Raw genomic sequence first — 26,794 nt, 5'->3', positions numbered from 1 at the left:
CCTGCGATGTCCACAACTGCCTTACCTGTCACCCCACTTCATTCCATCGAGGATCAAACAGACCTGCTCGGTGAGGAGTTGGACCGCCTCCGCGCCGAGATCGTCGCGGCGCGCGGCGCGAAGGACGCCCGCTACATCCGTACGGTGATCGCCGCCCAGCGCGGACTGGAGACCGGGGGCCGCGCCGCCCTCGCCGTATCCCTCTTCCCGCCCGCCTGGCTCGCGGGCACCGCGCTGCTGACCACCGCCAAGATCCTGGAGAACATGGAGCTGGGCCACAACATCCTGCACGGCCAGTGGGACTGGATGGGCGACCCGGCGATCCACTCCACCACCTGGGAGTGGGACTTCCTCACCCCCGCCGACGCCTGGAAGCACACCCACAACCACCTGCACCACACGTACACCAACGTCGTCGGCCTCGACCGGGACCTCGGCTACACGATCCTGCGCATGAGCCCGGACCAGCCCTGGCATCCGGCCCACCTCCTCCAGCCGCTGTACACCGCGCTCCTCGCGCCCGTCTTCGAGTGGGGCATCGCCCTCTACGACCTGGAGGCGGACGCCGTCCCGTCCGGCCGCAAGAGCGTGCGGGCCCTCCTCGGCGACCTGGCAGGGCTGGCCCGCAAGGCCGTACGCCAGGTCGCCAAGGACTACGTCCTCTTCCCGCTGCTCGCCGGGCCGTCCGCGCTGCCCTGTCTGCTGGGCAACGTCACCGCGAACGGGCTGCGCAACATCTGGGCGCACACCGTGATCTTCTGCGGGCACTTCCCGGGCGACGTCCGGACCTTCTCGTACGAGGAGGAACAACTGGAGGGCGAGACGCGCGGTCAGTGGTACCTGCGTCAGATCCAGGGCTCGGCGAACATCGAGGGCGGTCCTCTCCTCCACCTGCTCACCGGCAACCTGAGCCACCAGATCGAGCACCACGTCTTCCCCGACCTGCCCAGCAACCGCTACGCCGACCTCGCGCCGCAGGTGCGTGAGATCTGCGCCCGGCACGGGATCACGTATGTGAGCGGTCCGCTGTGGCGCCAGTACGTGTCGATGTGGGGCCGCGTCCTGCGGTACTCGGTGCCGGATGCGCCCCGTCGCCGCCGGGCTCGGGCCGGGTAGCCGCAGTACGATGGGGTGTGGGTCGGCTCACTCTCACGTGCAGCCGCCCGGAAGGGCGACTCCGGCGTGGTTGCGCCGGAGTCGTTGGCACCGCCGCATCGGCGGGTGTCCGGCGCAGGAGGGGCAGCGGATGATCCACGCAGCCGATATCCGAGAGTGGCGCACCCATGACGTCGTGGACCCGAAGGGGCACAGGATCGGTGTGCTCGAAGCGGTGTACGTGGACACCGTCAGCGACGAACCGGCTGTGGTGACCGTGCGGACCGGATTGCCGAGTCGTCGGCGTCTGGTCTTCGTGCCCCTCGACGACGCACTCCTGGGGCCGGGCTACGTGAAGATCGCCTACGACAGGAGCCTGGTCAGAAAGGCACCCTCGATCGGCACGGACGACGTCCTGCCCGCCGAGCAGGAGGAAGCGATCTTCCAGCACTACGGGATGACGTACCAGCCGGGCGCGAACGGCGAACGCAAGCTCGCCCGCCGCTGAGCGACGGCACGGTCCAAAAGGGAGGTGTCCGAGGCGTGGCGTACTTTCTCTTCTTCGCCCTTGTCGCCGTGATCCTGGGAATCATCGGCGCGACGGCCGAAGGCCTGGGCTATCTGCTGATCATCGGCATCGTGGTGCTCGTGGCCGATGTGACCGTCGTCGCCGTGCGGGTGTCCCGGCGTGCTCGTCGGCGTCCTGTGCGCTGACGGCGACGGGCGGTACGTGCGCTTCTCGGCCGAGTTCTGATTACCGCTCGGATTCGCTTTCCCTGGCCAGCGCACTCGATGGGAACGCGTGTGCGGGGTGTGAGTGTTCGGGACGGCCGAAAAGGGTGCCCTCTCACCGTGCGGCGCGGAATCTGACCTAGTGTCAAGAATGTCCGCGTCGGCGCCTGTTGTCCGGTCGGAGCGGCCGCGCAGGAGCGCCGAGGAGGACACGGTGCCTTGGACCGATCCGTACGTGAGGAACGACGGAACGCAAGTCCGGGGGCAGCGGTGAGCCGCCGGCCGCCGGTGCGGCGGACCCGTAAGTCACCGAAGCGTGTCTCGACCCCGACGAAGCCCGGCGAGCCCCAGGCGTCGGCACTGGCCGTCGCGGCCGCCGCGGGTGTCGGGTTCTGCGGCGCCCTGGGGCAGTGGCTGCTGGGCGGCTGGTGGTGGCTCGCCGTGTTCGCCGCTGTCCTGGTGGGGGCCGGCGGTCTCTGGCTCACGCAGTGGGCGGTGAGCGCCCACTGGGAGCGGGTGCACGTGCGGAGGCTGCGCTACGGGCTGCCTCAGCTCGACGGGCTCCACCACGAGGACTTCGAGTTCGCGGTACGGGATCTGATGCGCCGTGACGGCTGTGCCGATGCCGTTCAGGTGGGCGGGGCCGGGGACAACGGGGCGGATGTGACGGCGACCGATCCGCTGGGCAGGCGCTGGGTGATCCAGTGCAAGCACCGGCAGGACGGGGCCTCGGGGACTCCGGTGGGTACCCCGGATCTGCATGTGCTCAACGGCACCGGTCGTCAGCTGCACGGCGGGGACGTGGTGGTCCTGGTGACGAACGGACGCTTCACCGCGGGGTGTGCGCCGCTCGCGAAGTCCCAGAAGCTGCATCTGGTCGACCGGGGAACCCTGGGGAAGTGGGCGGGAGGTTCACAGCCGCTCTGGGAACTGCTTCAGCGGCTGCCTCCGACGGGGAGGCGGGCGGCGCTGTCGCCCTGAACGGACGCGGTGCGCATGGCGAGTTGAGTCCGTACGGCCGCCGGAGGAGTACGGTGGCGTCATCGAGGGTTTTTCGCGCACCGGCCACCAAGCCCGTGTCGTTCTCGGCGATTGATCACGCCGGGCCGGTTCCGACCGGCCCGGAGCAGGGTTCCCCTCATGACCGCGACCGTTCCGTACCCGCCGGGTCCAGAGGACCGGCGCTCCCCTCCCTCTCTCCGCGCGTCGCAGGCTCCCACCGGTTCGACACCGGATCTGCTGGACGGCGCCTGGTGGCCCCGCTCCCTGGCCGTACTCGATCCGCGGACGGTTCCCGTCTCGGCCGCCTGGTTGATGGCTGCCGTGAGCGGCCCGCTGCGCATGTCGGGCACGGGCCGACTGATCGAGGAGGCGGCGCGCCCTGTCGGGCTTCTGGCGGACACCAGCGGTGAGCCGGTGCTTCCCGGCACGGCTGTCCTGCGGATGGAGACGACGGCCAGGCGCACGGGGACGTTCGACGGAGCGTGGTGGCCGCGGACACGCGACCCCAGGAGCGAGCTGCCCGGTCTCCTCGCCGCGCTCACGGCCCGCCTGGGCCCCCTCGCCCGCGTGGGCCTGGGCGCGAGCGACTGGGACGGGTCCCCGGGCCATCTGTTCGTCGACCGGCACATGGTCCGCATCGGCTGGTCCGCCGTGGGCGACCACACCATGATCGTCACCCGTGGCGACCAGGACCACTTCCTGTTCCTCGTGATCCCGCCGGGGACCGGCAGCGGGCCCGCGCACGCCGCGATGGTCATGGCCGTACAGGACGACGACGCCGTCTCGGCCGAGCGGATCCTGGCCGCCGCCGGCATCACCCGGGCCGGCTGAGCAGAGCCCCGTCGGCAGCCCGCGACACCTGTGCGACGAAGGTGGTCAGCGGCGCGCCAGTTGCCGTTCGCCGGCCTCCCCGGGCTGGTAGGGGAGTCCGTAGTGCTTGAAGATCGCTTCCTCCTGCGCCGCGGGCAGGACGTCGTCGGTGCCGATCGAAGGGGCCTGCTTCACCAGCGTTCTGGCATGGTCGACCCGGAGGTAGTCGGGCCCGACGATCGCGTCCTGGAGAGGGACGAAGACCAGCCGGTGCCGGGTCGGCAGTCCGGTCCGTACCGTGGCCATGGCCGGCTCGTCGGTGCTGGTGTCCACATAGACGGACTCCAGGACACCGATCTTGTGCGACTCGGAGTCGATGACATCGCGGTTGCGCCATTCCCGGACGTCGGCTGCGTGAATCATGGCCTCTCCCTGCCTGGACGACTGGCCTGAGGGTGGTGAGCAGTACGGGTCACCTGCGGCGTTCATGGTCCCGACGGTCCTCGCGCCGTCGGCGCGCCCGGTAGTTCCCGAGATCGGAACCGCCGTCACCGCTCCGGCCGCCGCCGCGACCGGGGCCGTGGCGGGTGACGCCGTAGACCGGCACCGCCGCGGCCACCCACCAGAGGGGATCGAGGAAGCCGAAGCCGAACAGAGCCACGATGAGGATGAAGAGCAGGACGAGCACAGCGGGCCTCCCCGGGAGCGGGACAGCTTCGATACCGGGGACCGGGGCCTCACCCCACAGCGTAGTCCCGCCCGAACGCTGCGGATACGGTCCGAGGGCAGTGCGTCCGGCCCTGTACGGATGGCTGTTCGGCATCTGCCGGGGAACCGCTGCGAGGGCTGGCGTGCGCCCTGCCGGAACCCGGCGCGTCACGAGCCGTTCCCGTACACGCCCGTCAGCACGATCCCGGCGTACCCGATGCGTCCCGAGCGGGCACCGATCCGCTGTCCGCCGCGTCGCACGCGTCCCTCAACGGGCGGTACACATGTACGCGCTGATCGTTCCCGCTCCGACCCCCTTCGTCCTGCTCGCCACCGTGCTGGGCCTTTCCTGGTGGGAGGGCCGCATCCTGCCGACACCGCCGACCGGGCCGGTCGCGGTCCTCGCCGAGGCTCCGTCCACTCCGGTGGCCCCGGCGCAACTCCCGGAACCCGTCGGTGCCGACGCCGCGCTCACAGGTGATCCGCCGTTCCACGCCGACGCGCTCACTCCGCCTCGTGCGCCCTCTCGCGTCCGGCGGTGACGTGGGTGACGGCGGCGGACAGCTGTTTGCGGGCCGCCTCGGGCGGGGGTTCGCCGCGGACGGAGTCCACCAACTGCTGTGCCGCGCGGTGGAGTTTGGTGTTGGTGTTCTGCGAGGTCATCACCAGGACGTTCCAGGCCTCCTCCGCGCTGAGGGAGAAGGTGGCCATGAGAATGCCGCGGGCCAGGTCGATGAGTCCCCGGGTCTGCATCGCCCGCCGCAGCTGTACGACCTCGACCCGTGGGTCCGTCGAGGAGTGCGAGGCGTCGTCTTCCTCGTCCATCTCATCCTCGGGGGCGAACAGGGGCAGGGTGCCGGTGAGGGCCAACACCCGTTCGGCGGCCGGGCTGATGGCGCGGATCGTGAGCGTCTTGCACTGGTCGAGGGCCTGCTGCCGGATCCCCAGCAGGGCGTTGAGCCCGGAGCAGTCGCAGAACTCGACGCCGTCGAGGTCCAGGTCGATGCCCTTGCCGGAGTCGGTGAGCGCCGAGCGCAGGGCCTGCTGGAGCTCCTGGTCCGCGGCGAGGTCGAGATCGCCGCGCACGGTGACCATCGTCCGGTCGCCGTCGGGTCGGGCGCAGACCGTCAGCCGTGCCTCGCCGCCGGGACCGGCGAGCCTCGTGCATCCGTTGACCGGCCCTGCACAGCAGAGTGCCGACTTGGACATGGTCCTCTCCCCAGGGCTGGGAACACCCACGTTTCCGACGGCACCAGATTCACCCGTACGCGAACTCACGTCAAGAGATACGTGAAATTTACTTCGTGTATTTTCATGCCTGAATCCCTAGGCGTACGATGCGGTCATGAGTGGAGCGACGGAGCCGCACGCGGGGTGGACGTTCATCACCAACCATGCGCGGGTACTGGCGGCCATTGCCGAGAATCAGAGCGCGCGGGTGCGCGACATCGCAGCCCATTGCAGACTCACCGAGCGCGCTGTCCAGAAGATCATTTCCGATCTGGAGCAGAGCGGATACCTCTCCCACACGCGTGAGGGGCGCAGCAACACCTACCGGATCGCGCAGGGGAAGATTCTGCGCCACCCCGCCGAGGCCGGGCTCACCGTCGCCTCGCTGCTCGCCCTGCTCGCCCAGGTGGACGGCCACCACGAGGCCGCGCCCCGCGCCGGTGCGGTCGCGGTCGAAGAGGTGTGAGCGCACGCACGGCGACGCGGGCCCCGGACGGGACCCGCGTCGCCGTGTGCGGGGAGTGTCAGCCGGTCGTCACGGCCGTGTCGTCCACGACGAAGCTGGTCTGGAGCGAGGAGTCCTCGACACCGGAGAACTTCAGCGTGACGGTGGTTCCCGCGAAGGCCGACAGGCTGAAGGACTTCTGGACGTAGCCGCCGGCCGCGTTCAGGTTGGAGTAGGTGGCCAGGGTGGTCGATCCGGCGGTGACCGTCAGCTTGTCGTACTGGGTGCTGGTGGTGGTCTCGGCCGTGTCGATGTGCAGGTAGAAGGTGAACGTGGTGCCCGTGCAGCCGCTCGGGACGGTCACCGACTGGGAGAGTGTGTCGGTGTGGGTGGAGCCGTAGCCGTCCAGCCAGGCCTTGTAGGAGCCGGTGCGGGCCGCCTGGCTGCTGGAGCTGGTGATGACGCCGCTGCTGGCGGTCCAGGTGGTGTTGCCCGACTCGAAGCCCTGGTTGCCCAGGAGCTGGGCCGAGGTGCAGCTGCCGCCGCCGCTGGAGCTGACCGTCCAGGTGAAGGAGGCGGTCCCGGTCGCGCCCGTGCTGTCGGTCACCGTGACCGTCGTGCTGTACGTGCCCGCGGTCGTCGGGGTGCCGGAGACGGCGCCGGTGGAGCTGCTGATCGACAGGCCGGTCGGCAGGCCGCTCGCCGCGTAGGCCAGTGAGCCGCTGTTGCTGCTGCTCGCGCTGATCTGCAGGCTCACCGCGGTGCCGACGGTCGAGGACTGGCTGCCCGGGTTGGTGACCGTGACGCCGGTCGTCGGGACCGTGATGTGGCTGCCGACGTTGATTCCGGCGAAGGCGTTGCCGACCCCGGCGTACTGCGTCGAGCCGGTGCCGTACAGGTCGGCGGCCGCGCTCAGGGCGGCGGTGCGGGCGCCCGAGTACGAGGTGCTGGACGTCATGTACGTCGTCAGCGCCCGGTACCAGATCTGCAGGGCCGCGGCCCGGCCGATGCCGGCGACCGCGACGCCGTCGGAGGTCGGGCTGTTGTAGGTGACGCCGTTGATGGTCTTGGAGCCGCTGCCCTCGGAGAGCAGGTAGAACATGTGGTTCGCGGGGCCCGAGGAGTAGTGCACGTCGAGGTTGCCGACGCCGGAGTACCAACTGTCCGCGGAGCCGCCGTCCTTGTCGGGCTCGTCCATGTAACGCAGCGGTGTGCCATCACCGTTGATGTCGATCTTCTCGCCGATGAGGTAGTCGCCGACATCGGTCGAGTTGGCCGCGTAGAACTCCACGCCGGTGCCGAAGATATCGGAGGTCGCCTCGTTCAACCCGCCTGATTCGCCGGTGTAGTTGAGGTTCGCGGTGTTGGAGGTGACGCCGTGCGTCATCTCGTGGCCGGCCACGTCGAGCGAGGTCAGCGCGTGGGTGCTGCTGGTGCCGTCGCCGTAGGTCATGCAGAAGCAGTCGTCGTCCCAGAAGGCGTTGACGTACGCCGTGCTGTAGTGGACGCGCGAGTAGGCGGCCACGCCGTCGTTCTTGATGCCGCTGCGGCCGAAGGTGTTCTTGTAGAAATCCCAGGTGGTCTGGGCGCCGAAGTGGGCGTCCACACCGGCGGTCTGGGTGTTGGAGCCGGAGCCGGTGCCCCACACGTCGTCCGAGTCGGTCATCAATGTGCCGGTGCCGGACGTGCCGTTGTTGAGGCTGTACGTCTTGTGGGTGCCGCGCGTGGTGTCGTTCAGCTGGTACGTCGAACCGGACAGCGTGGTGCCGATGGTGACGGTGCCGCTGTACTGGCTGTTGCCGGTGCCGGTCTTGATGGCCTGGTACCGGTAGAGCTCCGCGCCCGTGGCCGCGTCGGTGATGACGTGCAGCTGGCTGGGCGTGCCGTCGTCCTGGAGGCCGCCGACCACCGTCTCCCAGGCGAGCTTCGGCGTTCCGCCGCCCGCCCAGATCACCTTGCGGGCGCTGTCGGTGGTGGGCTTCTCGGCGTCGAGGGCCTTGGCGGCCTTGAGTGCCTTGGTCTCGGCGGCGGACTTGGCGAAGGCCGCGGTGGTGGAGGCGACCTTGATGGTCCGCTTGGTGTTGAAGGTGGTGCTCACCGTGCCGGTGGCCTCGGCGGCCGGCAGGGTGTGCACGACCAGGTCGCCGCCGAGGACCGGCAGACCGGCGTAGGTGCGCTCGTAACGGGTGTGCAGGGTGCCGTCGTTGTCCTTGACGACGTCCTTGACGACCAGCTTCTCCTTCGTGCCCAGGCCGAGCGTGTCGGCCGTCGCCGCGGTCTGCTTGGATGCCTTCTTCAGCAGCGCCGAGTGCTGGGCCGGGGTGAGTTCGGCCTGGAGGCCGCCGGTGCGGAGGGGGCTCGGGTGGGGGGAGCTCTCGGCGGCCGCGGGGACCGTCTGTATGCCGAGGGCCAGCAGCGCGGCGGTGGCGGCCAGGGCTCCGGCTGCGGTCGCCGGGCGGGGGGTACGTCTCACTCTTGCTCCTACTGCGACGGCCGCGCGTCGACGGCCGGTGACAGACCGGGCAGACGGGATGTGCTGTCCGGGTCGAGCTGAGCAGGGCCGTGCGGGGACCTCCGCGCACGGCATGTGCGGCCTGTGCGCGGGGTGGAGGAAGAGTGGCAGATTTGACCGTGGCATGTCATTCGGTCGGGTGTCATTCGAGGGTTATCCCTCTACGACCCCGCTGACCTGTGCGTTTACTGTGGAGCGGCTTAGCGCGCGGCGGCCTCCAGGACGGCTTTCAGCTGCCGGAGCGGCTCGGGGCCGACGAAGCGGAGGACGACGGTGTCGGCGCCGGACGCCCGCAGCGCGCCGATCCTTTCGGCGGCCTGTGCCGCGCTGCCGGAGACGGTGAAGACCTCCTCCTGGGGGCGGCCCAGCCAGGCACCGTGGCCCTCGGTGTGCGGATGCAGGGTCCGGGCGACCTCCTCGGGGTCGTCACCCACGTTGCAGAACGCGAAGACACTGAGCGTGTGGTCCTCGCCCGCACCGCCCTTCGCGAGCAGCGCCCGGATGTTCTCCAGATCCCGCGGTCCGTGCCCCTCGGCGATCAGGGTGCCGTCCGCGACCCGCCCCGACAGTTCCAGGGAGCGCGGCCGCACCACACCGGCGACCAGCGGCGGCGGCTCGGCGGGCGGGTGGACGAGCCGGATGTCGTCGATCCGCACCTCCCGGCCCTCCGACGTGACCCGCTCCCCGTGGAGCAGCGCCCGAACGGAGGTGATCGTCTCCTCCAGCAGGGCCAGCGGAGAGCGCGGCGCGACACCGACCTGCTCCATCCACTCCCGTACGCCATGACCGATCCCGGCCACCAGCCGGCCCGGGAACACCCTTGCCAGCGTGGCCAGTTCCATCGCCAGCAGCGCGGGGCTGCGCAACGGTGCCGGTGCGATCCCGATGCCCACCCGCAACCGCCGGGTCGCTCCCAACGCCACGGCCGCCGCCGACACCCCGCCGCTCCAGCGGAGGTCCTCCACCACCCACAGGTCGTCCGCGCCGAGCGCCTCGGCCTGCCGCGCGAAGTCGGGCAGCCCCTCGGGGGCCCAGTCGCGGTCGTACATCACACCGATCCGGAGATTCGTCATGCGACGGAACCTACGGTCCGGCCGTGCAACCGATCAACGGGCTTTAGCGCCAAGATCCAACAGGGTCGCCTCAGTTCAGACAGCTCCTGACCGCCGTACGCAACGCCGTGCGCACCTCCTCGGGCGGCGGCGGGCCGTCGGACTCCGTGCCGGCGGTGAGGGCCGCGGCGACCGTGCGCAGCTTGGTGTTGGAGAGCTGGGAGGTCGTGCGCAGGATGGTCCAGGCCTCCTCGGACGTACAGGAGTGGGCGGCCATGAGGATGCCGCGGGCCTGGTCGATCACGGGCCGGGAGGCGATCGCCCGGCGGAGCTGCTCGACCTCCGCGCGCAGCAGATGGAGCTGCTCCGCGCGCTCCAGGGCCACCGCGGAGGGGGCCGGGGGAGCGGGCTCGGGGACGGCCCGACGCGGTGCCGCCCGCAGCGGGTCGGCGGTGTCCAGGCCGGCGAGCTCCAGGATCCGGCGCGGCTGGCCGGTCCAGCGTGTGGCGGCCACCGGGATGCGCCGCCGATGACGGTAGGCGTCGAGGACTTCCAGGAACTGGAGACCGCCGGTGTCCATGAACACCACTGCGGCCATGTCCAGTTCGACCCCGCGGACTCCGTCCGGCAGCGCCGTCAGGGTCTCGTCCAGAACCTCCGCACAACCGTGCACGAGCTCGCCGCGCGGCCGCAGCTCCGCCCGGCCCGCGTCCGTACGGCCATCGATGACCAGGGTGTTCAGCCGCCCTGTGAGAGATGTGTGTGCCGCTGGGATCATGTCTCCGCCTCGTCGGTCCCCGGCCGTCGTCGCGCTGATGGGCCTCCTTCGCGCCCACCGGGATCCGGGCGGAGCCGGGGACCCCAGCTCCGCGGGGGCCCGGCGGTGCTGATCGTGCGCCTGCCCGACCCGTCGCGAGCTACACCCAGGAGGCGGGGATTGACAGGCTTCCGTCCGGGGTACGCGCGTTTCGTCGACGAACAGTGGGAAACGGCGCACGAGCAGTGGGAGACGGCGTGCATCTTCACCACCGACCACCTCTGCGGTCCGCCGCCACGGCACCGCGCCTCACGGTGTCCGCGCTGCGCGGGCACAGCGGTCTGCGCGCCGTGGGCGAGGTGGGTCACGCCACGCACGAGATCTGGGAGCGCGCATTGGAGCAGGCGGTGGTCGCGCGTACGGACGTGTACCGGCTCGAGCTGTCGGCGGTGACCTTCGTCGACATCGCGGGCGCCGATGCCCTCGCATCCGCCGCGCGGCGGCTGGAGGAGGGCCGGCTGCTGCAGCTGCACCGCCCACCGACCACACTGAGCCGGACACTGGACATGTTCTGGCCGGGCCTGTCGGGGATCGAGGTGACGCTGCCATGACCGCCGCGTTCCTGCACCCCGCCCTCTTCTACCGGGACGCCCAGGACTACCTCGCCGGCACGGTCCCCTTCGTCCGCGAGGGCCTCGCGGCGGGCGAACCGGTCGCCGTGGCCGTACCGGGCGACAACCTCCGGCTGATCCGCGACGCCCTCGGCGACGCCGCCGACGCCGTACGGCTCCTGGACATGCGGGAGGCCGGCCGCAACCCCGGCCGGATCATCCCCGGCGTGCTGCGCGCCTTCGCCGACACCCAGCCGGCCGGCCGCCGGGTGAGGATCATCGGCGAACCGATCTGGGCCGGCCGCACGGCCGGCGAGTACCCCGCGTGCGTCCAGCACGAGGCGCTGATCAACGCGGCCTTCGAGGGCCGGTTCGCGACCATCCTGTGCCCCTACGACGTCCGACGCCTCGACGAGCGGGTCCTCGCCGACGCCTACGCCACCCACCCCACGGTCATCCCCTCCGGCGGCGGACCGGAACAGGTGAGCGGCCGCTACGCCCCCGACGCCGTCGTGGCCCGCTACAACGAGCCGCTGCCCGCCGTCGCGGACGTGCTGTCCCTCTGCTTCGACGCCGGATCGCTGCCCGAGGTCCGCCATCTCGCGACCGCCGAGGGCGCCCGGCTCGGGCTGACCGGGCTCGCACTGGAGAACCTCACCCTCGTGGCGGCCGAGCTGACCACCAACAGCGTGGTGCACGGCGGCGGTTCGGGGACGCTGCGGGTGTGGGCCGAGGACGGGTACGCGGTGTGCGAGGTACGGGACAAGGGACGGCTCGCCGATCCCCTGGCGGGACGGCGGCCCGCGGCACGCGACCAGCGCGGCGGGCGAGGACTGCTGCTGGTCAACCTGATCGCCGACCTCGTCCGGACCCACACCGGCGAGGAGGGGACGACGGTGCGCTGCTGGTTCGCGCGCTGAGACGGCGTCGAGCCCTTCAGCCCCCTGACCTCAGAGCGGTGCCTGCCAGGTCACCGTCGTCCCCGTGCCCCCGTCGTCGGCCGCCCCGTCGTCGTACACCGTCAGCCGTACGCCCTCCCGGCCGTCCGGCAGGGTCGCCGTCGCGTCGACCGTGACCTCGATGTGCGAGACGCCGGGGCGACGGGACGCGGTGGCGAGGGCACGGCGCAGGGCGGTGAGGAGATGACCGGCCGTCTGCTCGGGGACCCGGCTCTCGACCGCGCCGGTGAACTGTGCGGACGGCGCGAAACCCAGCAGGGCCGCCGCCCCCGCCGTCTCCCGGAGCACCTTGCCCCGGAACGTCGTCGGGGCGTCCGCGGGCGGCTGCTGCAGCGCGAAGATCGTCGTACGGACCTCCTGGATGGTCGACTGGAGCTCGTCGACCGCCTTCCCCAGCGTCTCGTGCACATCGCCCGCCCCACTGCGGCGCTGGGCGGACTCCAGCATCATGCCGGTGGCGAACAGCCGCTGCACGACGAGGTCGTGCAGATCGCGGGCGATACGGTCGCGGTCCTCGAAGACGGCGAGGAGTTCGCGGCTGTGCTGGGCGTCGGCGAGGACCAGGGCGAGCGCGGCCTGCGAGGCGAACTGGACCGCGAGCAGGCGTTCCACGGAGGTGTACGGGCGGTCGCCGCGCCGGCGGGGCAGGGCGAGGGTGCCGATCAGCCGGCCGCCGGCCTGGAGCGGCAGCATCATGCTGGGCCCGAACCGGTGCCGTACCGGCGTCGTCATCCGCGGGTCGGTCGCCGAGTCGTCGACGAACACCGGTTCACCGCCGAGGAGTTGCTCCAGCACCGGACTGCCGGGGGCGATCGTCGTGCCGACGATGTCGCCGGGATCGTCGTACGTCGAGGCGGTCACGATCTCCATGCCGCCCTCCTCGGTGGGCTGGAGGATGACGCCCGCGGAGGCGTCGGCGAGGAGACGGGCGCGCTCGGCGACCGTCGTGAGCGCGTCGGTCGCGGACCCGTCGCCGAGCAGCGCGTTGGTCACGGCCGCCGCGCCCTCGATCCAGCGCTCACGCTGCCGGGCCGCCTCGTACAGCCGGGCATTGCCGATGGCGATACCGGCCTGGGCGGCGAGGACGTGCAGGAGCTGCTCGTCCTCGGCGGTGAAGGGGTCCTTGCCCTTGTCCGCGAGGTGCAGCGTGCCGAACTCCTCGTCCTGCACCCGGATCGGCACGGTGAGCGAGACGGCCGTGCGCGGGGCGGTGCCCGCGGTGCGGAGCTCGATGAGTCCGTCCTGGCCCGGGTCGGCCGTCCCCAGCGCGGCGTACCGGGCGCCGGTGAGGTCGGCGGCGGCGTCCACGATGTGCTGGAGGGTGGTGCGCAGTTCGAGGTCGGTGCCGACGCTGAGGACGGCTTCCAGGAGCGGGGGGAGGGGATCGTCGGCCATGCGGTCGATGAATGCCGGTGCCGGTGTCAGTCGGCCAGCGGGTCCAGTGCCAGCGGCTCGATACGGCCCTCAAGCATCGCGCCGAGACCCTCCACCGCGCACACCTCGGGCCGTTCGGCGATGTGCACCGGCATTCCGGTCGCGTGCCGCAGCATCTGGTCGAAGCCGGGGAGCAGCGCGCTGCCGCCGACCATCATGATCCCGCGGTCGGCGAGGTCGGCCACCAGGTCGGGCGGGCAGTCCCGCAGCACCTTGCCGATGCCGTCGAGCACGGCGGTGAGCGGGGTCTGGATCGCATCGCGGACGGCGGCGGTGTCGACCTGGACGGAGCGGGCGAGGCCGGTGGCGACGTCTCGTCCGTGGATCTCGGTGGAGGCGGGACCCGAGGCGGTGAGGCCGTTGCCGGACAGGGCGAGCTGGAGCGGTCGTACGGACTGACTCGGCAGCATCAGCTCGTGCTGGTGGCGCAGGTGCTGCACGATCGCGTGGTCCACGGCCTCGCCGCCGACGGGGATGCGTACGGCGTTGACGATCGAGCCGAGGGAGAGCACGGCGACCTGGGTGGCCGCGGCCCCGCACACCAGCACCATCGTCGCCTCGGGCCGCTCCACCGGCAGTCCGCAGCCGACGGCGGCGGCGATGAGCGTGTCCACGAGTTCGACGCGGCGGGCACCCAGCCCGACCATGGTCTCGATGCAGGCACGCTGGGCGAGGGGGTCCGCGTCGTGCGGGGTGCAGGCGGCGGCACGCAGGATCGGCTTGCGCCGCAGCGAGCGGCGGATCTTGTCGCCGAGCAGGTGCCGCAGCATGCGCTGGGCCATCTCGATGTCGACGACCGTGCCGCCGGAGACGGGGCGGACGACACGGATGTAGTCGGGCGTACGGCCCGTCATCTTCTCCGCGAACTCACCCACCGCGATCAGCGCACCGGTCCGGGTGTTCACGGCGGCGACGGACGGCTGGTCGACGACGACGCCGGCGCCCTTCACGTACACCCGCGTCCTCGCCGCACCCAGATCGACGGCGAAGTGGCAGCGACGCAGCTGCTCCAGACTGGCGGTGGCGGTCATGGGCAGGTCCTCCCGAGAACACAGACCGTGGCCGCGCCGAATGGCGGGGCTCATTGGCATCGTGTGGGGGGTGGGGGTGGGGCGCCTTTTGTGGGGGGCCGGGTGGGGGGAGGCTGAATGGGGGGTTTTGCGGCTTATGTCCTATGTAGGGGTCAGGTAAAGATTCTGACGTGCGGTCACGCGGAGGGGGCGGTGCGGTCGCGGACCACCCCCAGCTCCACCAGGTCCTGCGGCCGGATACGGAGTTGGTCCGCCGTCACCTCCACCTCCTCCGGGGGCCTCTTCAGGATGGCCGCCGCCGACTCGGGCGCGATGACGGAGAAGTAGCTGTCCGGGGTGGCCCAGGTGTTGCCGGGCGCGGCGAGGGCCAGGGCTCCGCCGGAGCCGCCCTCGCCGATGAGGAGGGTGGTGATCGGGGTCCGGGCGGAGGCCACCGCGCCGAAGACCTCCGCGATCGCCGCTCCCGCCCCCTGCCGCTCCGCCTCCGCGTCGTTGGCGGCGCCCGGGGTGTCCACCAGCGTCAGCACCGGGATGCCGAGCCGGTCCGCGAGCCGGATCAGCCGGGCGGCGGTGCGATAGCCGGCCGGGCGGGTCGCGGTGCCGGCCTGCGCGGCGTACGCGACCGCGCGCCCCGCGTGCTCGCCGAAGCCGCACAGCATGCCCGGGTCCGTGCCGCCGCAGCGGTCGCCGGAGATCGCGAGGCGGCGCGTGAAGTAGCTGTCCAAGTAACTGTCGGCGCCGGGGCGTTGGGGGGAACGGGCACGCTGGACGGCTTCCCAGCCGGTGTGGGGGAGGGGCGAGGCGGGGGGCTCCTGGGTGCCGTCGGCGGGCGGGGTGTCCGGGGTGTCGTCGGCCGACGTGACCACTGCTTCCCGACCGGCGGGAGAGGAGCCGGGGCGGGCGCCGGTGCCGGTCAGGTGCGGGGTGTCCTGGGGGTCGTCCGCCGGTGGAGGTGTCTGCGTGCCGCTGTGTGGAGGCTCGGGGACTTGCGGGGTGTCGTCGGTCGGGGCGAGGTCTGCCTTTCGGTCGGCGGGCAGGGAGGCGGGGCGGGCGTCCGTGTTGGCGGTCGGTGAGGGTGCCTCCGGGCCGGGGTGTCGTGGGAGTGGTGCCTCCGGGGCCGGGGACGTCAGGAGGTGCAGCCAGTGGCCCAGGGTTTCGCGGAGCGACTCGGGGCGTACGAGTGCGTCCACCGCACCCGCCGCCACCTGCGCCTCGGCCGTGTACGCCCTCGGGTCCGCGTCCGGGGGGCGGACGCGGGAGCCCGCGAAGCCGATCTGGGCGCCGGGGAGGGCGAGGATGATGTCGGCGCCCGCGCCCAGGGTGGCCCAGCCGCCGCCTGTGGTCGGGTCCCGTAGCACCGCGATCTGGGGCAGGCCCGCCTCGCGAGTGAGGGCCGACTGGCGCGCCACGCGCTGGAGTTGGGTCAGGGCGAGCATGCCCTCCTGCATACGGCTGCCGCCCGTGGCGACCAGGGGGACGACCGGGAGACGGTGGGCGCGGGCGTAGGTGTACGCCGCCTCCAGCCGGTCGCCGGTGCGTACGCCCAGGGAGCCGCCGAGGTAGCCGAACTCGAAGGCCAGCAGCACTGCCCGGGTTCCCTCGACCTTCCCCGTCCCGCAGACGACGGACTCGTCCTCGCCGGTGCGCTCGGCCGCGCGGGCGCGTGCGGCGTCGTAGCCCTGCCAGGCGAGCGGGCCGTCGGGCGTCGACTCCCGTGCGGGGGCGGGGAGTTCGGTGAAGTCGTCTGTGACGAGGGCGAGGAACTCGCGGGCGGAGAGACGGTCAGTCATGGGCCAGCGACCGCTTCATGATCTTCCCCATGTCGTTGCGGGGGAGGGAGGCGAGGTGGTGGAGGGCGCGCGGCCGCTTGTGGGGGGCGAGGCGGCTCGCCACGTGCTCCGCCAGTTCCTCCAGTCCGGGCGGCGCCCCCGGATCCGCCGGGACGATCCACGCCACGATCCGTTCGCCCAGATCGGCGTCCGGCTCCCCGGTGACCGCCGCCTCCCGCACCCCCGGGTGTTCCAGGAGCGCGTTCTCGATCTCGCCCGCCCCGATCTTGTAACCCCCGCTCTTGATCAGGTCGGTGGCCTTCCGGCCCACGATCCGGACGTAGCCGTCGGACTCGCGCACCGCCATGTCCCCCGTACGGAACCAGCCGTCGGCCGTGAACGCGGCCGCCGTCGCGTCGGGCCGGTTGAGGTACTCGGTGAACAGGTTCGGGCCGCGCACCTGGATCTCGCCCACCGTCTCCCCGTCGTACGAGGTGATCGGCGCCCCGTCCTCCTCCACCAGCCGCAGCTCCACTCCCGGCAGCGGCACCCCCACCGTCCCCGCCCGGGCCTCGCCGTCCGCGCGGACACTGGTGTTCATCAGGGTCTCCGTCATGCCGTACCGCTCGACCACCCGCCGCCCCGTCGCCGCCGTGATCCGCTCGTGGTCGTGCACCGGCAGCGCGGCGGACCCGGAGACCAGCAGCCGAGCCCGCCCCAGCGCCTTCGCCAACTCCGGTTCCCCGGCAAGGGACTGGGCGATCCGGTGGTACATCGTCGGCACCCCGAACAGCATCGTCGCGCCGTCGGACAGCTCCCGCGTGACGCCTTGCGTCGAGAACCGGCCCAGATGGCGCACCGATCCGCCGCGCCGCAGCGGCCCGAGGATGCCCAGGACCAGGCCGTGCACATGGAACAGCGGCAGACCGTGCACCAGTACGTCCTCGCCGGTCCACTGCCAGGCGTCGGCCAGCGCGTCCAGGGTCGAGGTGATGGCCCGGCGGGGGATGACGGCACCCTTCGGGGGGCCGGTGGTGCCGGAGGTGTAGACGACGAGGGCGGGGTCGTCGTCGGTGGCGGTCTCCTCGGTGGCGGTGGCGGTGGCGGTGGCTGTGGTGGCCGTGGTGGCGGTGGTCGTGTCGGGGGTCACGTCGATGCGCGGCAAGTCCCTTATCGCGGCGGGCAGTTCGTCTCCCGGTGCCGCCAGGACCAGCGACGGCGCGCTGTCCGCCAGGATGTGCCCGAGCTCCTTCTCCCCGGACTTCGGGTTCAGCGGCACCGCGGGCACACCGGCCCGCAGTGCCGCCACGACGGCGACGGCGGTCTCCAGCGTCGGGGTCGCCCATACGGCGACGCGGCCGGCGTCCCTGAGGCTGCCGGCCAGCAGACCGGTCGCGGTGGCGAGCTCCGCGTACGTCAGGGACCGGTCGCCGAACCGCAGGGCGGGGCGGTCCGCCGGAGCGTCCGTCAGGGCCGGGAAGAGAGAGGTCACGCGTCGTACTCCTTAGCTGTTGCCGGGTTCGCCGAAGGCGGTTGCCGAAGGTGGTGGTCACCCGATGCCGGGTACGACCAGCACCAGCCACACCACCGCGGGCACCACCGCCACCACGATCCCCCCGTAGACCATCAACTGCCGGAAGAAACGCTCGCGGTCGACATCCGGTGCCGCCGCCAGGACGAGTGCGCCGTTCGTCGAGAACGGGCTCACATCCACCACCGTCGCCGACACCGCCAGCGCCGCCACCATGCCGACCGCCCCGATCTCGCCCTGCGCCAGGAACGGCACGGCCAACGGGATCAGCGCTCCCATGATCCCCACCGAGGAGGCGAACGCCGAGATGATCGCGCCGATGTAGCAGAGCAGCACCGCAGCCAGCAGGGGGACTCCGATGTCGCCGACGCCCTCGCCGGCCCAGGTGATGGTGCCCATCTCGTCCAGAACGCCGACGTAGGTGAGGACACCGCAGATCAGCAGCACCGTCGACCAGGCGATCTGGCCGACCGCCTTACGGCTGTCCTCCGGCCAGAGGGTGCTCAGGACCACGGCGAGGGTGATCGCGGTCAGCCCGGCGTCCAGGTCGAAGGCCAGCACGGCCACGACGAGGGCGACCAGGGCGGTGAGGGTGGCGATACGGGCGGGGGTGAGGCGGGCGGCGGCGGGGGCCTCGGGGGGAGGGGCCACGGTGGCGGTGCCGGTCGCGGTGGGCGCCGGTGCCGGGGTGGCCGTCGCGGATCCGGGGGCGGATCCGGTGCTGGGGGCGGATCCGGTGCCGGGGGCGGGAGTCGGAGCACGGGTGGTGTCGGTGGTGCCTTCGGCCGGGGCCGGCGTGCTGCCCGTCTCCTCCTCCACCGCCCCCATCGCCCACAGCTTCCGTCCCCCGAACAGCAGGAAGACGACGGCCGCGATGATGAGGTTGACGGTGAGGGAGGCGAGGAAGAGGAAGAGCTCGTTGCCCGGGAGCTTCTCGCGCTCCACGATGCCGTTGACGATCGTGCCGTAGATGCTGATCGGCGAGAAGCCGCCGCCCTGGGCACCGTGCACCACCATCGCGCCCATCAGCAGCGGGCTGATCCCGTAGCGGGCGGCGAAGCTCAGCGCGATCGGCGCGACGATCGCCACCGCGGCCGGGCTGACCGCGCCGATCGCCGTGAGCGCGCCGGTGAGGAAGAACATCACCCAGGGGATCAGCGCCACCCGCCCCCGCACGAGCCGGATCGCGGCGTGCACCAGCCAGTCGGTGGTGCCGTTGGCGCGGGCGATCGCGAAGAGATACGTGACGCCGACGAGGACGACGAACAGATCGCCGGGGAAGCCGGCGAAGATGCCGTCCGCGTCGAGGTCGGCGACGAGCTCACCCACCGCGAAGGCGGCGGCGAAGGCGAGCGCGCCCATGTTCACGGAGCGGGTGGTCGCGATGACGAACACCACGACGAGGACGAGGATCGAGATGAGTTCGGGGGACATACGGGCTCCCGTCTCTGGGTCCCGGAGCGGCTGGATGAATGAATGGCAAGAGGGGTCGAGTGGCCGAGTGGCTGGGCCACTTGGGCCGGGCGTTTGGCTAATTGGCTCAGCCACTCGGCCACTTGGGGATGGCTCGTAAGCGTGGTTGCGGTCTGGCGGGGCGTCAAGAGGGCACGTCAAAATTGGCTGAGCCACTTGACCAGTCGGCCACTCAGTCACACGGTCAGTCACCCACCCGGCCACTCCTCCACAGCCCACCCGCCCACCGCCCCACCCGGTGTTAGCCTCCCGACCAGAGAGGGGGGACTCCATGACCGACGCCCTGCGCCCCATGACCAAACAGCGCCTCTATGAGCAGGTGCTCGACCGGCTGCGCCAGTACGTCGCCGAGACCGGCCTGCGAGCCGGTGACCGTCTCCCGCCCGAACGCGATCTGGCCCAGCGTCTCGGTGTCAGCCGGGCCTCCGTGAAACAGGCGATCGTGGTCCTGGAGGTCCAGGGACTGGTGGAGGCGCGGCACGGCGGCGGGACGTATCTCGTACGGGACAGCCTCGACGTGGAACCCGTCGAGCGGATGGTCGAGCGCCGACGCCGGCTCCCCGATGTCCTCGACGCCCGCGAGGCACTGGAGACGAAGCTCGCCGAACTGGCCGCGGAGCGCCGTACGGACGAGGACCTGGGCGCGATGCGGACGGCGCTGGCCCGGATGGCGGGAGAGATCGAGGACGGCGGTCACGGCATCGAGGGCGACCGTCTGTTCCACGCGGCGGTGACGGCGGCCGCACACAGCAGCCTGCTCGCCGAGTTCATGCGCTCCATCGCCGACCAGATCGCCGAGAGCCGCACCGAGTCTCTTCGCCAACCGGGCCGTCCGGACCGCTCGTTGGCCCAGCACCGCGCCATCCTGGAGGCGATCGTTCTCCAGCGCCCCGGCCAGGCGGCCACGGCGATGCGCCGCCATGTCCGTACGGTCGCCAAGGTGCGGTTGCTGGACTGGGAGCCGGAGGAGGACGACGACCGCTAGCGGTCAGCGCGCCGGACGCAGACGGACCCGGCGCAGGACGAGATTGATGTCGGTGACCTCGACCGCGAGCTCGGTGCCGACGTCCGGCAGGGCCGAGCCCCCGAGGTCGTCGCGGTGCACGAGGCCCTCGATGCCCTCGGCGACCCGTACGAACACACCGAACGGGACGACCTCGGTGACCGGCCCCACCAGGGGCCGGCCGAACGCGCCCCGGGCGAACTCGCCCAGCGGGTCGGGTTCCAGAGCCGCCGTCGAGATCCGGACCTGCGGCCGGAACAGCTCGAAGGCGAGGACCTCCGCGGTCACCTCCTGGCCGACGTGGACGACCTCGTCGTAGGAGTCGACGTGGCGCCGGGTGAGCTCGGGGCCGGTGATGAAACCCTCGCTGCCGTCGAGGTCCACGAACACGCCGAAGCGCTCGATGCGGGTGACGACGCCCCGCACGATCTGCCCGTACTCGAACCCCCGCCAGGTCGTCTCCGTCCCGGCGAGCCGGCGCCGGGTCCCGACGAGGGTGGCCAGATCAGGTGCCAGGGGGAGTTCGAGGGTGTTCAGGGCGGGGTGCCGTAGCCAGAACAGTCGAGGGCGGTCCACCATCCCGTCGTGCAGCGGCGGATCGTCGGTCGCCGGTGCGAAGTCGTCGATCACGACCGTGCCGTCCTGCGTGAGCAACCGGGCCGGGTCGGCGGGGTCGTCGTCCGGGGACTTGCCGGTGCCGCCGCCGTCGAGGACGAGGAGGTCGTACGGCCCCCGCTCACCGATCCGCCGCCAGTCGCCGTGGAGGATCTCCACCTCGGGCCGGTCGGCGAAGACCTCGGCGGCGACGCGGGCGCGCTCCGGGTCGCGCTCCACGCCGACGATCCGTACGCCCTCCCGCGCCCCCGACGCCAGCCACGCCAGGCCCACCCCGCAGCCCGCGCCCGTCTCCCCGACCGCCCCCGCCGCGCCGCCCGCCAGGGCGTGCAGCAGGCGGCCCTGTTCGGGGCGGACGGAGTGCGGGAAGGCGTGGGCGCGGGCGGCGGCGAGGGCGCGCTCGACCAGCGGGGGGAGGTGGGTCTCCTTGGCGTAGGCGTCCGTTCCGGAGATCGACATGCGGTGATTGTGCAGGGGCGCTCCGCCCGGCGCCCCCGGATTTCCGGCGGCGCCTAGTCGGTATCCCGTTCCACCGGGATCCACAGCTCCGCGTCCGCCTGTGCCGCGTCCGGTGTCAGCCGGGTCCGCAGCAGCTCGGGGCCCGGGCGGCTGCGGTACGGGTTGGACGGGAACCACTGGGTGAACACGTCCCGCCACAGGTACTGGAGTGCCTGCGGGAACGGCCCGGAGTTCTCGAAGACGGCCCAGGTCCCGGCCGGTACGGTGAGGGCGTCCATGTCGTCGGGCACGGCCGCCGCGCTCACCACCCCGTGGTAGTAGTCGAGTTCGGTGCCCTCCGCACGGCTCGGGTCCAGGTTGTCGCTCACCCCCAGAATCCCCTGCGGCTCCTGGTCGGACAGGTCCTCGATGCGCCGCAGTGTTTCCTTGCCGAGGCCCCGGATGAAGTCGGCGATGGCGGGGTTCATCCCCTCGTGCACGAGGGGGACGCGCACCTTCCTGCCGACCACCCGGAACTCGTCCTTGTCCACGATCCGGTATCGCATACTGCTGCTCCCTTCGACGGTGAGACGGAAGGACAGCCGTGGCTGGGACTCCAGAGCCGCACCGGTCCGCCTGGCCTCGCCGGGACCGACGCCGTGCATGGCGCGGAACGCGCGCGCGAACGCCTCTCCCGAGGTGTAGCCGTAGCGCACCGCGATCTCCAGCAGCGTCCGGTCCCCGGCCAGCACCTCGGCACCGGCGATCGTGAGCCGTCTGCGCCGGATGTACTCCGACAGCGGCATCCCCGCCAGCGCGGAGAACAGCCGCCGCAGGTGGTACTCCGAGGTCAGCGCGGTCCGTGCCACGTCGGCCGCCTCGATCCGCTGGTCGAGGCGGTGCTCGATGTACTCCATGGCCTGGTTCAGCCGCTCCAGCACCCCGGCCTCCTTCCCTTTCGATCACCCACGTTAGGAAGGACCCACCCTGCCCGACCCGACATCCTGTGCCCGATCAGGTCGGGTGCGGCGAGTGGCCGTCCGCCGTCGCCAGGTCCGCGACCGCGCAGCTCACGTTGTCCGGGCCGCCTGCGCTGTTCGCCGTGGCGATCAGGGTGTGGACGGCCGCGTCCGGGCCGGCGGCCGAGACGAGCGTGCGGCGGATGTCGTGCTCCGGCACGACCGAGGACAGGCCGTCGGAGCACAGGAGGTAGCGGTCGCCGGGGCGGGCCTCGTGGAGGCGGAGGTCGGGGGCCGTGGTGCCGAGGGCTTTGAGGAGCAGGGCGCGTTGCGGGTGGGACCTCGCCTCCTCCGGTGTCAGCCGGCCCTCGTCGATCAGCGACTGGACGAGCGTGTGGTCGTGGGTGATGCGGAACAGACCGCCCTCGCGGAGCAGATACGCGCGGGAGTCGCCGATGTGCACCAGGGCCAGCCGGGAACCTGTCCACAGCAGCGCCGTCAGGGTCGTGCCCGACTCGGCCGCGTCCTCGACGGCCTCCGTCGCGTCCCGCACCGCCTCCTCCAGCAGATTGAGCACGTCGCCCGCCGACACGTCCTCGGCGTCCAGGAACTTCAGTGCCTCCACGGCCGCGCTGCTCGCCGGCAGGCCCGCGGGGCCGTAGCCGTCGGCGACCGCGAGCAGCCGGGTGCCCGCGTAGGCCGTGTCCTGGTTGGCGGGGCGGACCCGGCCGGGGTCCGAGTGGGCGGCGTAGCGGAGTTCCAGCACGGGCGGGTCCCTTCGCGCGACGGACGTCAGGTGGTCGACGAGGAACCCGGCCAGGTCACGCCGCTGGGCGGTCTCCGCCTCGACCCGCGACCAGTACGCACGGACCTCCCGGGCCGCCCTCGCGGCGTCGAGGGCGCACACCTCGCGGATCCGGGCCAGCGGCATCCCGATCCGCCGCAGCCACGCCACCAGCCGTGCCCGCTCCAGCTGCTCGACCGCGTAGTACCGGTACCCGGTGTCCGGGTCGACCTTCGCGGGACGCAGCAGGTCCAGCTCGTCGTAGAGCCGCAGGGCCTTGGGCGACAGCCGGCACGCCTTCGCGAAGGCACCGATCGTCAGCATGTACGTCCTCCCCGTCCGGGTCCTGCCTCCGATGCTCGGGCTTCACCGAGGGGGAAGGTCAAACGGGTTGCCGCGGTTGCGGGGGCCCTGCCTAGCCTGTCGATGTACCAGTCATAGAGATGTACACGTCATACGAGAAGGGACCCCCGTCGTGCCCCGAGTCGCCCTCGTCACCTACGACCCCCGGCCGGAGCCCAGCCACGACCGCGATCTGCCCGTGCTCCTGGACGCCCTGCGCGCGGCCGGGGCCGAGGCGGACGCCGTGTTCTGGGACGACGCCGAGGTCGACTGGGGCGGATACGACCTCGCCCTGATCCGGTCCACCTGGGACTACAGCTGGCGGGTGGCGGAGTTCGTGGCGTGGGCCGAGCGGTGCGCCAAGGCCACCCGGCTCGCGAACCCGGCCGAGGTCGTGCGGTGGAACACCGACAAGCGGTATCTGGGCGAGCTGGCGGCGGCGGGGGTGCCCACCGTGCCCACGCGGTATCTCGCGCCCGGCGACGCCGTCGACCTTCCGGACGACCGGGAGTACGTCGTCAAGCCGGCCTCCGGAGCGGGCGCCCGCTATGCCGCGCGGTACACGCCGGAGCAGCACGGGACCGCCGTACGGCAGCTCGCGCGGATGCACGAGGAGGGGCTCACCGCGATGGTGCAGCCGTACATGAGGGGCATCGACGCCGGCGGTGAGCGGGCGCTGCTGTTCTTCGGGGGCCGGTTCCTGCACGCCAGCCGCAAGCGGGCGGTCCTGGCGCCCGGTACGGCCTTCGACGCGGCCAAGGTCGCCCACCCGGGCCTGGAGCCGTGGACGGCGACCCCGGCCGAACTCGCCGTCGCCGAGCGCGCCCTGGCCGCCGTACCGGATGCTCCGGAGCTGCTGTACGCGCGCGTGGACCTCGTCGACGGGGACGACGCTCAGCCGTGGGTGATGGAGCTGGAGCTCGTCGAGCCGAATCTCTTCCTCGACCTGCATCCACGGTCCCTGCCGCTCGTCGTGGCGGCGATCCTGAGGGCGGCCCGGGGGACGGGCGCAACTTTCGCTCACCCTTAGAGGCGGGAATTGCGCGAACCCGGCCTGTCGCGTGCACCCGGTGCCTACCCTGCGGGGAAACAGCGCGTACGGGGACCACTACAGAGGGCGTGACTGGTCGTGGGCGGATCAGAGTCGCGGCGTACTTCGGGCTTTCCTGTGGAGCTGACGAGCTTCGTGGGGCGCAGGGACGAGGCGGCCGAGGTCAGGCGGTTGCTGTCGGTGGGGAGACTGCTGACCCTGACGGGCCCGGGCGGGGTGGGCAAGACCCGGCTCGCCGGGCATGTGGCGCAGCAGGTGGCGCGGGTCTTCCCGGACGGGGTGTGGCTGGTGCCGCTCGCCGCGTTGCAGGACGAGGCGTTCGTCCCGCACGCCGTGATCGACGCGCTCGGGGTGCGCAGCGAGAGCGTACGGCCGCCGCTGGAGGTGCTCGTGGAGTATCTGCGGGAGCGGCGGCTGCTCATCGTGCTCGACAACTGCGAGCATCTGCTGCGCAGTTGTGCGGTGCTCGCGGCCGCTGTGCTGTCGGCGACGCAAGGGGTACGGATCCTCGCCACCAGCCGGCACCGGCTCGGTCCGGTCGGCGAGCGGCTCTTCGAGGTGCCGCCGCTGTCGGCGCCCGCGCCGCACGAGTTCGCCCAGGGCGCGCTCGCCGCCGAACGGTTCCCGGCGCTGCGGCTGTTCGCCGACCGGGCGGCCGCCGTGGTGCCCGGCTTCACCCTCGGCGACAGCAACCAGCAGGCCGTGGCCCGGCTGTGCCGCCGGCTCGACGGGCTGCCGCTCGCCATCGAACTCGCGGCGGTACGGGTGCGGGCGCTCGGGGTGGAGCAGCTCGTCGAACGGCTCGACGACCGCTACCGGTTACTGACCGGCGGCAGCCCCGCCGCCGCGCCCCGGCACCGGACGCTGCGCTCCGCGGTCGACTGGAGCCATGAACTGTGCACCCCGCACGAGCAGTTGGTGTGGGCGTGGCTGTCGGTGTTCGTCGGTGGCTTCGACCTCACGGCCGCGGAGGCGGTCTGCGGCGGGGAGGGTCTCGACGAGGCGGACGTCCTGGACGCGGTGGCGGGGCTGGTCGACAAGTCGGTGCTGGTCCGGGAGGAGCACGGCGGGCAGGTGCGCTACCGGCTGCTCGTCTCCCTGCGGGACTACGGCCTGGAGAAGCTGGCGGACCTCGGTGAGGTGACCACGACCCGGCGCCGGCACCGGGACCACTTCGCGCGGCTGGCCGGCGAGTACGAGCGGAACTGGTTCGGTCCCGACCAGGCGGAGATCACCGAGCGGCTGCGTCTGGACCGGGACAACGTCCGTGCCGCACTGGACTTCTGCCTGACCACACCCGGCGAGGCCCAGCACGGACTGCGGATGGCCTCCTCCCTGTGGTTCCACTGGGTCGCGGGCGGTATCTGGGGCCAGGGCCGGCACTTCATGGACGGCGCGCTGCGCGCCGGGGCGCGTCCGGACGTGGCGCTGACCAGGGCGATGTGGGCGGGCGCGCTGATGTCGCTGGTCCACACCCGCTCGGCCGCCGTCCTGGCGGGCACCGAGACGCCCCGCTCGGCGGCGGACCGGGAGCTGTCGGTGCCCAGCCCGCCGCCGGTGCCGGCCGGCACCCTCGGCCCGGGCCGGGCGCGCACCACGACGGCCAGCTTCGTCGTCCTCACCCGTGTGGAACTGGCCTGCACCCTCGTCAGCCGGGGCCGTCCGGAGGAGGCGGTGCCGCTGTGCGTCGAGGCGATCGCGCTCTGCGAGGCGCACGGTGAACAGTGGGTGCGGGGCTGGGCGTTGCGCACCCTGGCGCTGGCGTACTGGTCGGCCGGGGACTACGAGCGGGCCGCCGAGCATGCGCGTGCGTGTCTGCGGCTGCCGTACACCACCCAGCAGGCCCAGAGTCTTGCCCGCACCCTCGATCTGCTCGCCGCCGCGGAGGCGCTGTCGCTCGCCGGGGCGGCCGAGCGGGCGGGCGTGCTGCGCGGGGCGGTCGACCGGATCTGGCGGGACATCGGCGGCAACCCCGTGGAGCCGCTCCGGCCCGGGCGGCTCAGGATCGCGGAGCGGCACGCGCGGCGGGCGCTCGGGGACGCGGCGTACGAGCGGGCGCACCGCCGCGGCGGCGGGCTGTCGATGGACGAGGCCGTCGCGTACGCGCTGGGCGAGGTGCGGGAACCTTCGGTGATCGGGCCGGTCGTGTCGCCGCCGGGCGAGGTGCTGCTGACGCGGCGGGAGACGCAGGTGGCCGCGCTGATCGCGCAGGGGTGCACGAACAAGCAGATCGCCGACCGTCTGGTGATCGCCCAGCGGACCGCTGAGGGACATGTCGAGCGGATACTCGTGAAGCTGGGGTTCGCGAACCGGAGTCAGGTGGCGGCGTGGTTCAGTACGCGGCGGCCGGAGGAGGAGTAGGCGGGCAGCCGTGTGCGGCCCGTGAACCGGCATCGCAACTCGCCGTCCGCGAGCCGGAGTTCGAGGGTCCCGCGTCCGCCGCCGTGGGCC

At 72.1% G+C, this 26,794-nt stretch carries 26 protein-coding genes; 12 read left to right on the top strand and 14 right to left on the bottom strand.

Annotated elements, in window-relative coordinates; translation table 11 throughout:
• Nucleotides 1–6 precede the first annotated feature (6 nt).
• The 5 genes from ACWD3I_RS10860 to ACWD3I_RS10840 all read left to right on the top strand — a co-directional run bounded on the left by ACWD3I_RS10860 (nucleotide 7) and on the right by ACWD3I_RS10840 (nucleotide 3,660).
• Entirely contained in the window at nucleotides 7–1,116 is a 1,110-nt protein-coding gene (locus ACWD3I_RS10860; RefSeq protein WP_365393801.1) for a fatty acid desaturase family protein, read from the top strand.
• A gap of 130 nt (nucleotides 1,117–1,246) precedes the next feature.
• Nucleotides 1,247–1,603, top strand: coding sequence for a PRC-barrel domain-containing protein (locus ACWD3I_RS10855; protein ID WP_365393800.1), 357 nt, complete (start codon nucleotides 1,247–1,249; stop codon nucleotides 1,601–1,603).
• A 35-nt stretch (nucleotides 1,604–1,638) separates the two neighbouring features.
• Nucleotides 1,639–1,809, top strand: a complete 171-nt coding sequence (locus ACWD3I_RS10850) for a hypothetical protein (protein ID WP_365393799.1) — start codon at nucleotides 1,639–1,641, stop codon at nucleotides 1,807–1,809.
• Between the two features lie 288 nt (nucleotides 1,810–2,097).
• Complete coding sequence (locus ACWD3I_RS10845; protein ID WP_365393798.1) at nucleotides 2,098–2,808, top strand: restriction endonuclease; 711 nt, start codon at nucleotides 2,098–2,100, stop codon at nucleotides 2,806–2,808.
• A gap of 159 nt (nucleotides 2,809–2,967) precedes the next feature.
• Nucleotides 2,968–3,660 (top strand): DUF5994 family protein, encoded by a 693-nt coding sequence (locus ACWD3I_RS10840; RefSeq protein ID WP_365393797.1) that lies wholly within the window; start codon nucleotides 2,968–2,970, stop codon nucleotides 3,658–3,660.
• Nucleotides 3,661–3,705: 45 nt separating this feature from the next.
• Here the strand turns inward: ACWD3I_RS10840 and ACWD3I_RS10835 are convergent, their stop codons facing one another.
• Together ACWD3I_RS10835 and ACWD3I_RS10830 are read right to left on the bottom strand one after the other, a co-directional pair.
• Nucleotides 3,706–4,062, bottom strand: coding sequence for a PRC-barrel domain-containing protein (locus ACWD3I_RS10835; RefSeq protein ID WP_365393796.1), 357 nt, complete (start codon nucleotides 4,060–4,062; stop codon nucleotides 3,706–3,708).
• 49 nt (nucleotides 4,063–4,111) lie between these two features.
• A complete protein-coding gene (locus ACWD3I_RS10830) occupies nucleotides 4,112–4,327 on the bottom strand; it encodes a hypothetical protein (RefSeq protein WP_365393795.1) in 216 nt (71 codons plus the stop codon).
• 304 nt (nucleotides 4,328–4,631) lie between these two features.
• Here ACWD3I_RS10830 and ACWD3I_RS10825 point away from each other — a divergent pair, with 304 nt between their 5' ends.
• Nucleotides 4,632–4,889 (top strand): hypothetical protein, encoded by a 258-nt coding sequence (locus tag ACWD3I_RS10825; RefSeq protein ID WP_365393794.1) that lies wholly within the window; start codon nucleotides 4,632–4,634, stop codon nucleotides 4,887–4,889.
• On the opposite strand, the gene ACWD3I_RS10820 is transcribed toward ACWD3I_RS10825, so the two are convergent.
• Entirely contained in the window at nucleotides 4,852–5,556 is a 705-nt protein-coding gene (locus ACWD3I_RS10820; protein WP_365393793.1) for an anti-sigma factor antagonist, read from the bottom strand. The two genes, ACWD3I_RS10825 and ACWD3I_RS10820, sit on opposite strands and share 38 nt — an antisense overlap.
• 136 nt (nucleotides 5,557–5,692) lie before the next feature.
• On the opposite strand from ACWD3I_RS10820, the gene ACWD3I_RS10815 reads away from it, so the two are divergent.
• The gene (locus ACWD3I_RS10815; protein ID WP_365393792.1) at nucleotides 5,693–6,043 is read left to right on the top strand and encodes a helix-turn-helix transcriptional regulator; all 351 of its coding nucleotides are present in this window, start codon (nucleotides 5,693–5,695) and stop codon (nucleotides 6,041–6,043) included.
• A gap of 58 nt (nucleotides 6,044–6,101) precedes the next feature.
• On the opposite strand, the gene ACWD3I_RS10810 is transcribed toward ACWD3I_RS10815, so the two are convergent.
• From ACWD3I_RS10810 to ACWD3I_RS10800, 3 genes are all read right to left on the bottom strand, one after another.
• The gene (locus ACWD3I_RS10810) at nucleotides 6,102–8,495 is read right to left on the bottom strand and encodes a M4 family metallopeptidase (protein WP_365393791.1); all 2,394 of its coding nucleotides are present in this window, start codon (nucleotides 8,493–8,495) and stop codon (nucleotides 6,102–6,104) included.
• Between the two features lie 239 nt (nucleotides 8,496–8,734).
• Nucleotides 8,735–9,607 carry an LLM class flavin-dependent oxidoreductase gene (locus ACWD3I_RS10805; protein WP_365393790.1) on the bottom strand — a complete coding sequence of 291 codons (873 nt, stop codon included), beginning with the start codon at nucleotides 9,605–9,607 and terminating at the stop codon, nucleotides 8,735–8,737.
• Nucleotides 9,608–9,677: 70 nt separating this feature from the next.
• Nucleotides 9,678–10,364, bottom strand: coding sequence for an ANTAR domain-containing protein (locus tag ACWD3I_RS10800; RefSeq protein ID WP_365393789.1), 687 nt, complete (start codon nucleotides 10,362–10,364; stop codon nucleotides 9,678–9,680).
• A 236-nt stretch (nucleotides 10,365–10,600) separates the two neighbouring features.
• On the opposite strand from ACWD3I_RS10800, the gene ACWD3I_RS10795 reads away from it, so the two are divergent.
• Entirely contained in the window at nucleotides 10,601–10,954 is a 354-nt protein-coding gene (locus ACWD3I_RS10795; protein WP_365393788.1) for an STAS domain-containing protein, read from the top strand.
• Nucleotides 10,951–11,874, top strand: a complete 924-nt coding sequence (locus tag ACWD3I_RS10790) for an anti-sigma factor RsbA family regulatory protein (RefSeq protein ID WP_365393787.1) — start codon at nucleotides 10,951–10,953, stop codon at nucleotides 11,872–11,874. Before ACWD3I_RS10795 ends, ACWD3I_RS10790 begins: the two co-directional genes overlap by 4 nt.
• A gap of 30 nt (nucleotides 11,875–11,904) precedes the next feature.
• On the opposite strand, the gene ACWD3I_RS10785 is transcribed toward ACWD3I_RS10790, so the two are convergent.
• The 5 genes from ACWD3I_RS10785 to ACWD3I_RS10765 all read right to left on the bottom strand — a co-directional run bounded on the left by ACWD3I_RS10785 (nucleotide 11,905) and on the right by ACWD3I_RS10765 (nucleotide 19,112).
• Entirely contained in the window at nucleotides 11,905–13,308 is a 1,404-nt protein-coding gene (locus ACWD3I_RS10785; RefSeq protein ID WP_365393786.1) for a sensor histidine kinase, read from the bottom strand.
• 26 nt (nucleotides 13,309–13,334) lie between these two features.
• On the bottom strand, nucleotides 13,335–14,378 hold the full coding sequence (locus tag ACWD3I_RS10780) for a rod shape-determining protein (protein WP_266892856.1): 1,044 nt from the start codon (nucleotides 14,376–14,378) through the stop codon (nucleotides 13,335–13,337).
• 176 nt (nucleotides 14,379–14,554) lie between these two features.
• Nucleotides 14,555–16,168: a carboxyl transferase domain-containing protein gene (locus ACWD3I_RS10775; RefSeq protein WP_365393785.1), complete on the bottom strand. Its 1,614-nt coding sequence runs from the start codon at nucleotides 16,166–16,168 to the stop codon at nucleotides 14,555–14,557.
• Nucleotides 16,161–17,639 (bottom strand): acyl-CoA synthetase, encoded by a 1,479-nt coding sequence (locus tag ACWD3I_RS10770; protein WP_365393784.1) that lies wholly within the window; start codon nucleotides 17,637–17,639, stop codon nucleotides 16,161–16,163. Before ACWD3I_RS10770 ends, ACWD3I_RS10775 begins: the two co-directional genes overlap by 8 nt.
• 57 nt (nucleotides 17,640–17,696) lie before the next feature.
• On the bottom strand, nucleotides 17,697–19,112 hold the full coding sequence (locus ACWD3I_RS10765) for an SLC13 family permease (protein WP_365393783.1): 1,416 nt from the start codon (nucleotides 19,110–19,112) through the stop codon (nucleotides 17,697–17,699).
• 310 nt (nucleotides 19,113–19,422) lie between these two features.
• On the opposite strand from ACWD3I_RS10765, the gene ACWD3I_RS10760 reads away from it, so the two are divergent.
• Nucleotides 19,423–20,136: a FadR/GntR family transcriptional regulator gene (locus ACWD3I_RS10760; RefSeq protein WP_365393782.1), complete on the top strand. Its 714-nt coding sequence runs from the start codon at nucleotides 19,423–19,425 to the stop codon at nucleotides 20,134–20,136.
• A 3-nt stretch (nucleotides 20,137–20,139) separates the two neighbouring features.
• On the opposite strand, the gene ACWD3I_RS10755 is transcribed toward ACWD3I_RS10760, so the two are convergent.
• The 3 genes from ACWD3I_RS10755 to ACWD3I_RS10745 all read right to left on the bottom strand — a co-directional run bounded on the left by ACWD3I_RS10755 (nucleotide 20,140) and on the right by ACWD3I_RS10745 (nucleotide 23,274).
• The gene (locus ACWD3I_RS10755; protein WP_365393781.1) at nucleotides 20,140–21,228 is read right to left on the bottom strand and encodes a S1 RNA-binding domain-containing protein; all 1,089 of its coding nucleotides are present in this window, start codon (nucleotides 21,226–21,228) and stop codon (nucleotides 20,140–20,142) included.
• Nucleotides 21,229–21,281: 53 nt separating this feature from the next.
• On the bottom strand, nucleotides 21,282–22,148 hold the full coding sequence (locus ACWD3I_RS10750) for an AraC family transcriptional regulator (RefSeq protein ID WP_365393780.1): 867 nt from the start codon (nucleotides 22,146–22,148) through the stop codon (nucleotides 21,282–21,284).
• Nucleotides 22,149–22,221: 73 nt separating this feature from the next.
• Nucleotides 22,222–23,274: a MerR family transcriptional regulator gene (locus ACWD3I_RS10745; RefSeq protein WP_365393779.1), complete on the bottom strand. Its 1,053-nt coding sequence runs from the start codon at nucleotides 23,272–23,274 to the stop codon at nucleotides 22,222–22,224.
• Between the two features lie 151 nt (nucleotides 23,275–23,425).
• Between ACWD3I_RS10745 and ACWD3I_RS10740 the strand changes: the two genes are divergently transcribed.
• The gene (locus ACWD3I_RS10740; RefSeq protein WP_365393778.1) at nucleotides 23,426–24,322 is read left to right on the top strand and encodes an ATP-grasp domain-containing protein; all 897 of its coding nucleotides are present in this window, start codon (nucleotides 23,426–23,428) and stop codon (nucleotides 24,320–24,322) included.
• Between the two features lie 156 nt (nucleotides 24,323–24,478).
• Nucleotides 24,479–26,704, top strand: coding sequence for an ATP-binding protein (locus ACWD3I_RS10735; protein WP_365393777.1), 2,226 nt, complete (start codon nucleotides 24,479–24,481; stop codon nucleotides 26,702–26,704).
• Nucleotides 26,705–26,794: the final 90 nt, after the last annotated feature.

The organism is Streptomyces sp. NPDC002817, from assembly GCF_053592055.1.
Note: the sequence above shows the minus strand (reverse complement) of the source record. Positions and strands in the feature narration are given on the sequence as shown.

Excerpts from the sequence above, each read along its gene's own strand:
- ACWD3I_RS10860 (WP_365393801.1), top strand. The coding sequence starts at position 7 with ATGTCCACAACTGCCTTACCTGTCACCCCACTTCATTCCATCGAGGAT.
- ACWD3I_RS10855 (WP_365393800.1), top strand. The coding sequence starts at position 1,247 with ATGATCCACGCAGCCGATATCCGAGAGTGGCGCACCCATGACGTCGTG.
- ACWD3I_RS10840 (WP_365393797.1), top strand. The coding sequence starts at position 2,968 with ATGACCGCGACCGTTCCGTACCCGCCGGGTCCAGAGGACCGGCGCTCC.
- ACWD3I_RS10835 (WP_365393796.1), bottom strand. The coding sequence starts at position 4,062 with ATGATTCACGCAGCCGACGTCCGGGAATGGCGCAACCGCGATGTCATC.
- ACWD3I_RS10825 (WP_365393794.1), top strand. The coding sequence starts at position 4,632 with ATGTACGCGCTGATCGTTCCCGCTCCGACCCCCTTCGTCCTGCTCGCC.
- ACWD3I_RS10820 (WP_365393793.1), bottom strand. The coding sequence starts at position 5,556 with ATGTCCAAGTCGGCACTCTGCTGTGCAGGGCCGGTCAACGGATGCACG.
- ACWD3I_RS10815 (WP_365393792.1), top strand. The coding sequence starts at position 5,693 with ATGAGTGGAGCGACGGAGCCGCACGCGGGGTGGACGTTCATCACCAAC.
- ACWD3I_RS10805 (WP_365393790.1), bottom strand. The coding sequence starts at position 9,607 with ATGACGAATCTCCGGATCGGTGTGATGTACGACCGCGACTGGGCCCCC.
- ACWD3I_RS10800 (WP_365393789.1), bottom strand. The coding sequence starts at position 10,364 with ATGATCCCAGCGGCACACACATCTCTCACAGGGCGGCTGAACACCCTG.
- ACWD3I_RS10790 (WP_365393787.1), top strand. The coding sequence starts at position 10,951 with ATGACCGCCGCGTTCCTGCACCCCGCCCTCTTCTACCGGGACGCCCAG.
- ACWD3I_RS10785 (WP_365393786.1), bottom strand. The coding sequence starts at position 13,308 with ATGGCCGACGATCCCCTCCCCCCGCTCCTGGAAGCCGTCCTCAGCGTC.
- ACWD3I_RS10780 (WP_266892856.1), bottom strand. The coding sequence starts at position 14,378 with ATGACCGCCACCGCCAGTCTGGAGCAGCTGCGTCGCTGCCACTTCGCC.
- ACWD3I_RS10775 (WP_365393785.1), bottom strand. The coding sequence starts at position 16,168 with ATGACTGACCGTCTCTCCGCCCGCGAGTTCCTCGCCCTCGTCACAGAC.
- ACWD3I_RS10765 (WP_365393783.1), bottom strand. The coding sequence starts at position 19,112 with ATGTCCCCCGAACTCATCTCGATCCTCGTCCTCGTCGTGGTGTTCGTC.
- ACWD3I_RS10760 (WP_365393782.1), top strand. The coding sequence starts at position 19,423 with ATGACCGACGCCCTGCGCCCCATGACCAAACAGCGCCTCTATGAGCAG.
- ACWD3I_RS10755 (WP_365393781.1), bottom strand. The coding sequence starts at position 21,228 with ATGTCGATCTCCGGAACGGACGCCTACGCCAAGGAGACCCACCTCCCC.
- ACWD3I_RS10745 (WP_365393779.1), bottom strand. The coding sequence starts at position 23,274 with ATGCTGACGATCGGTGCCTTCGCGAAGGCGTGCCGGCTGTCGCCCAAG.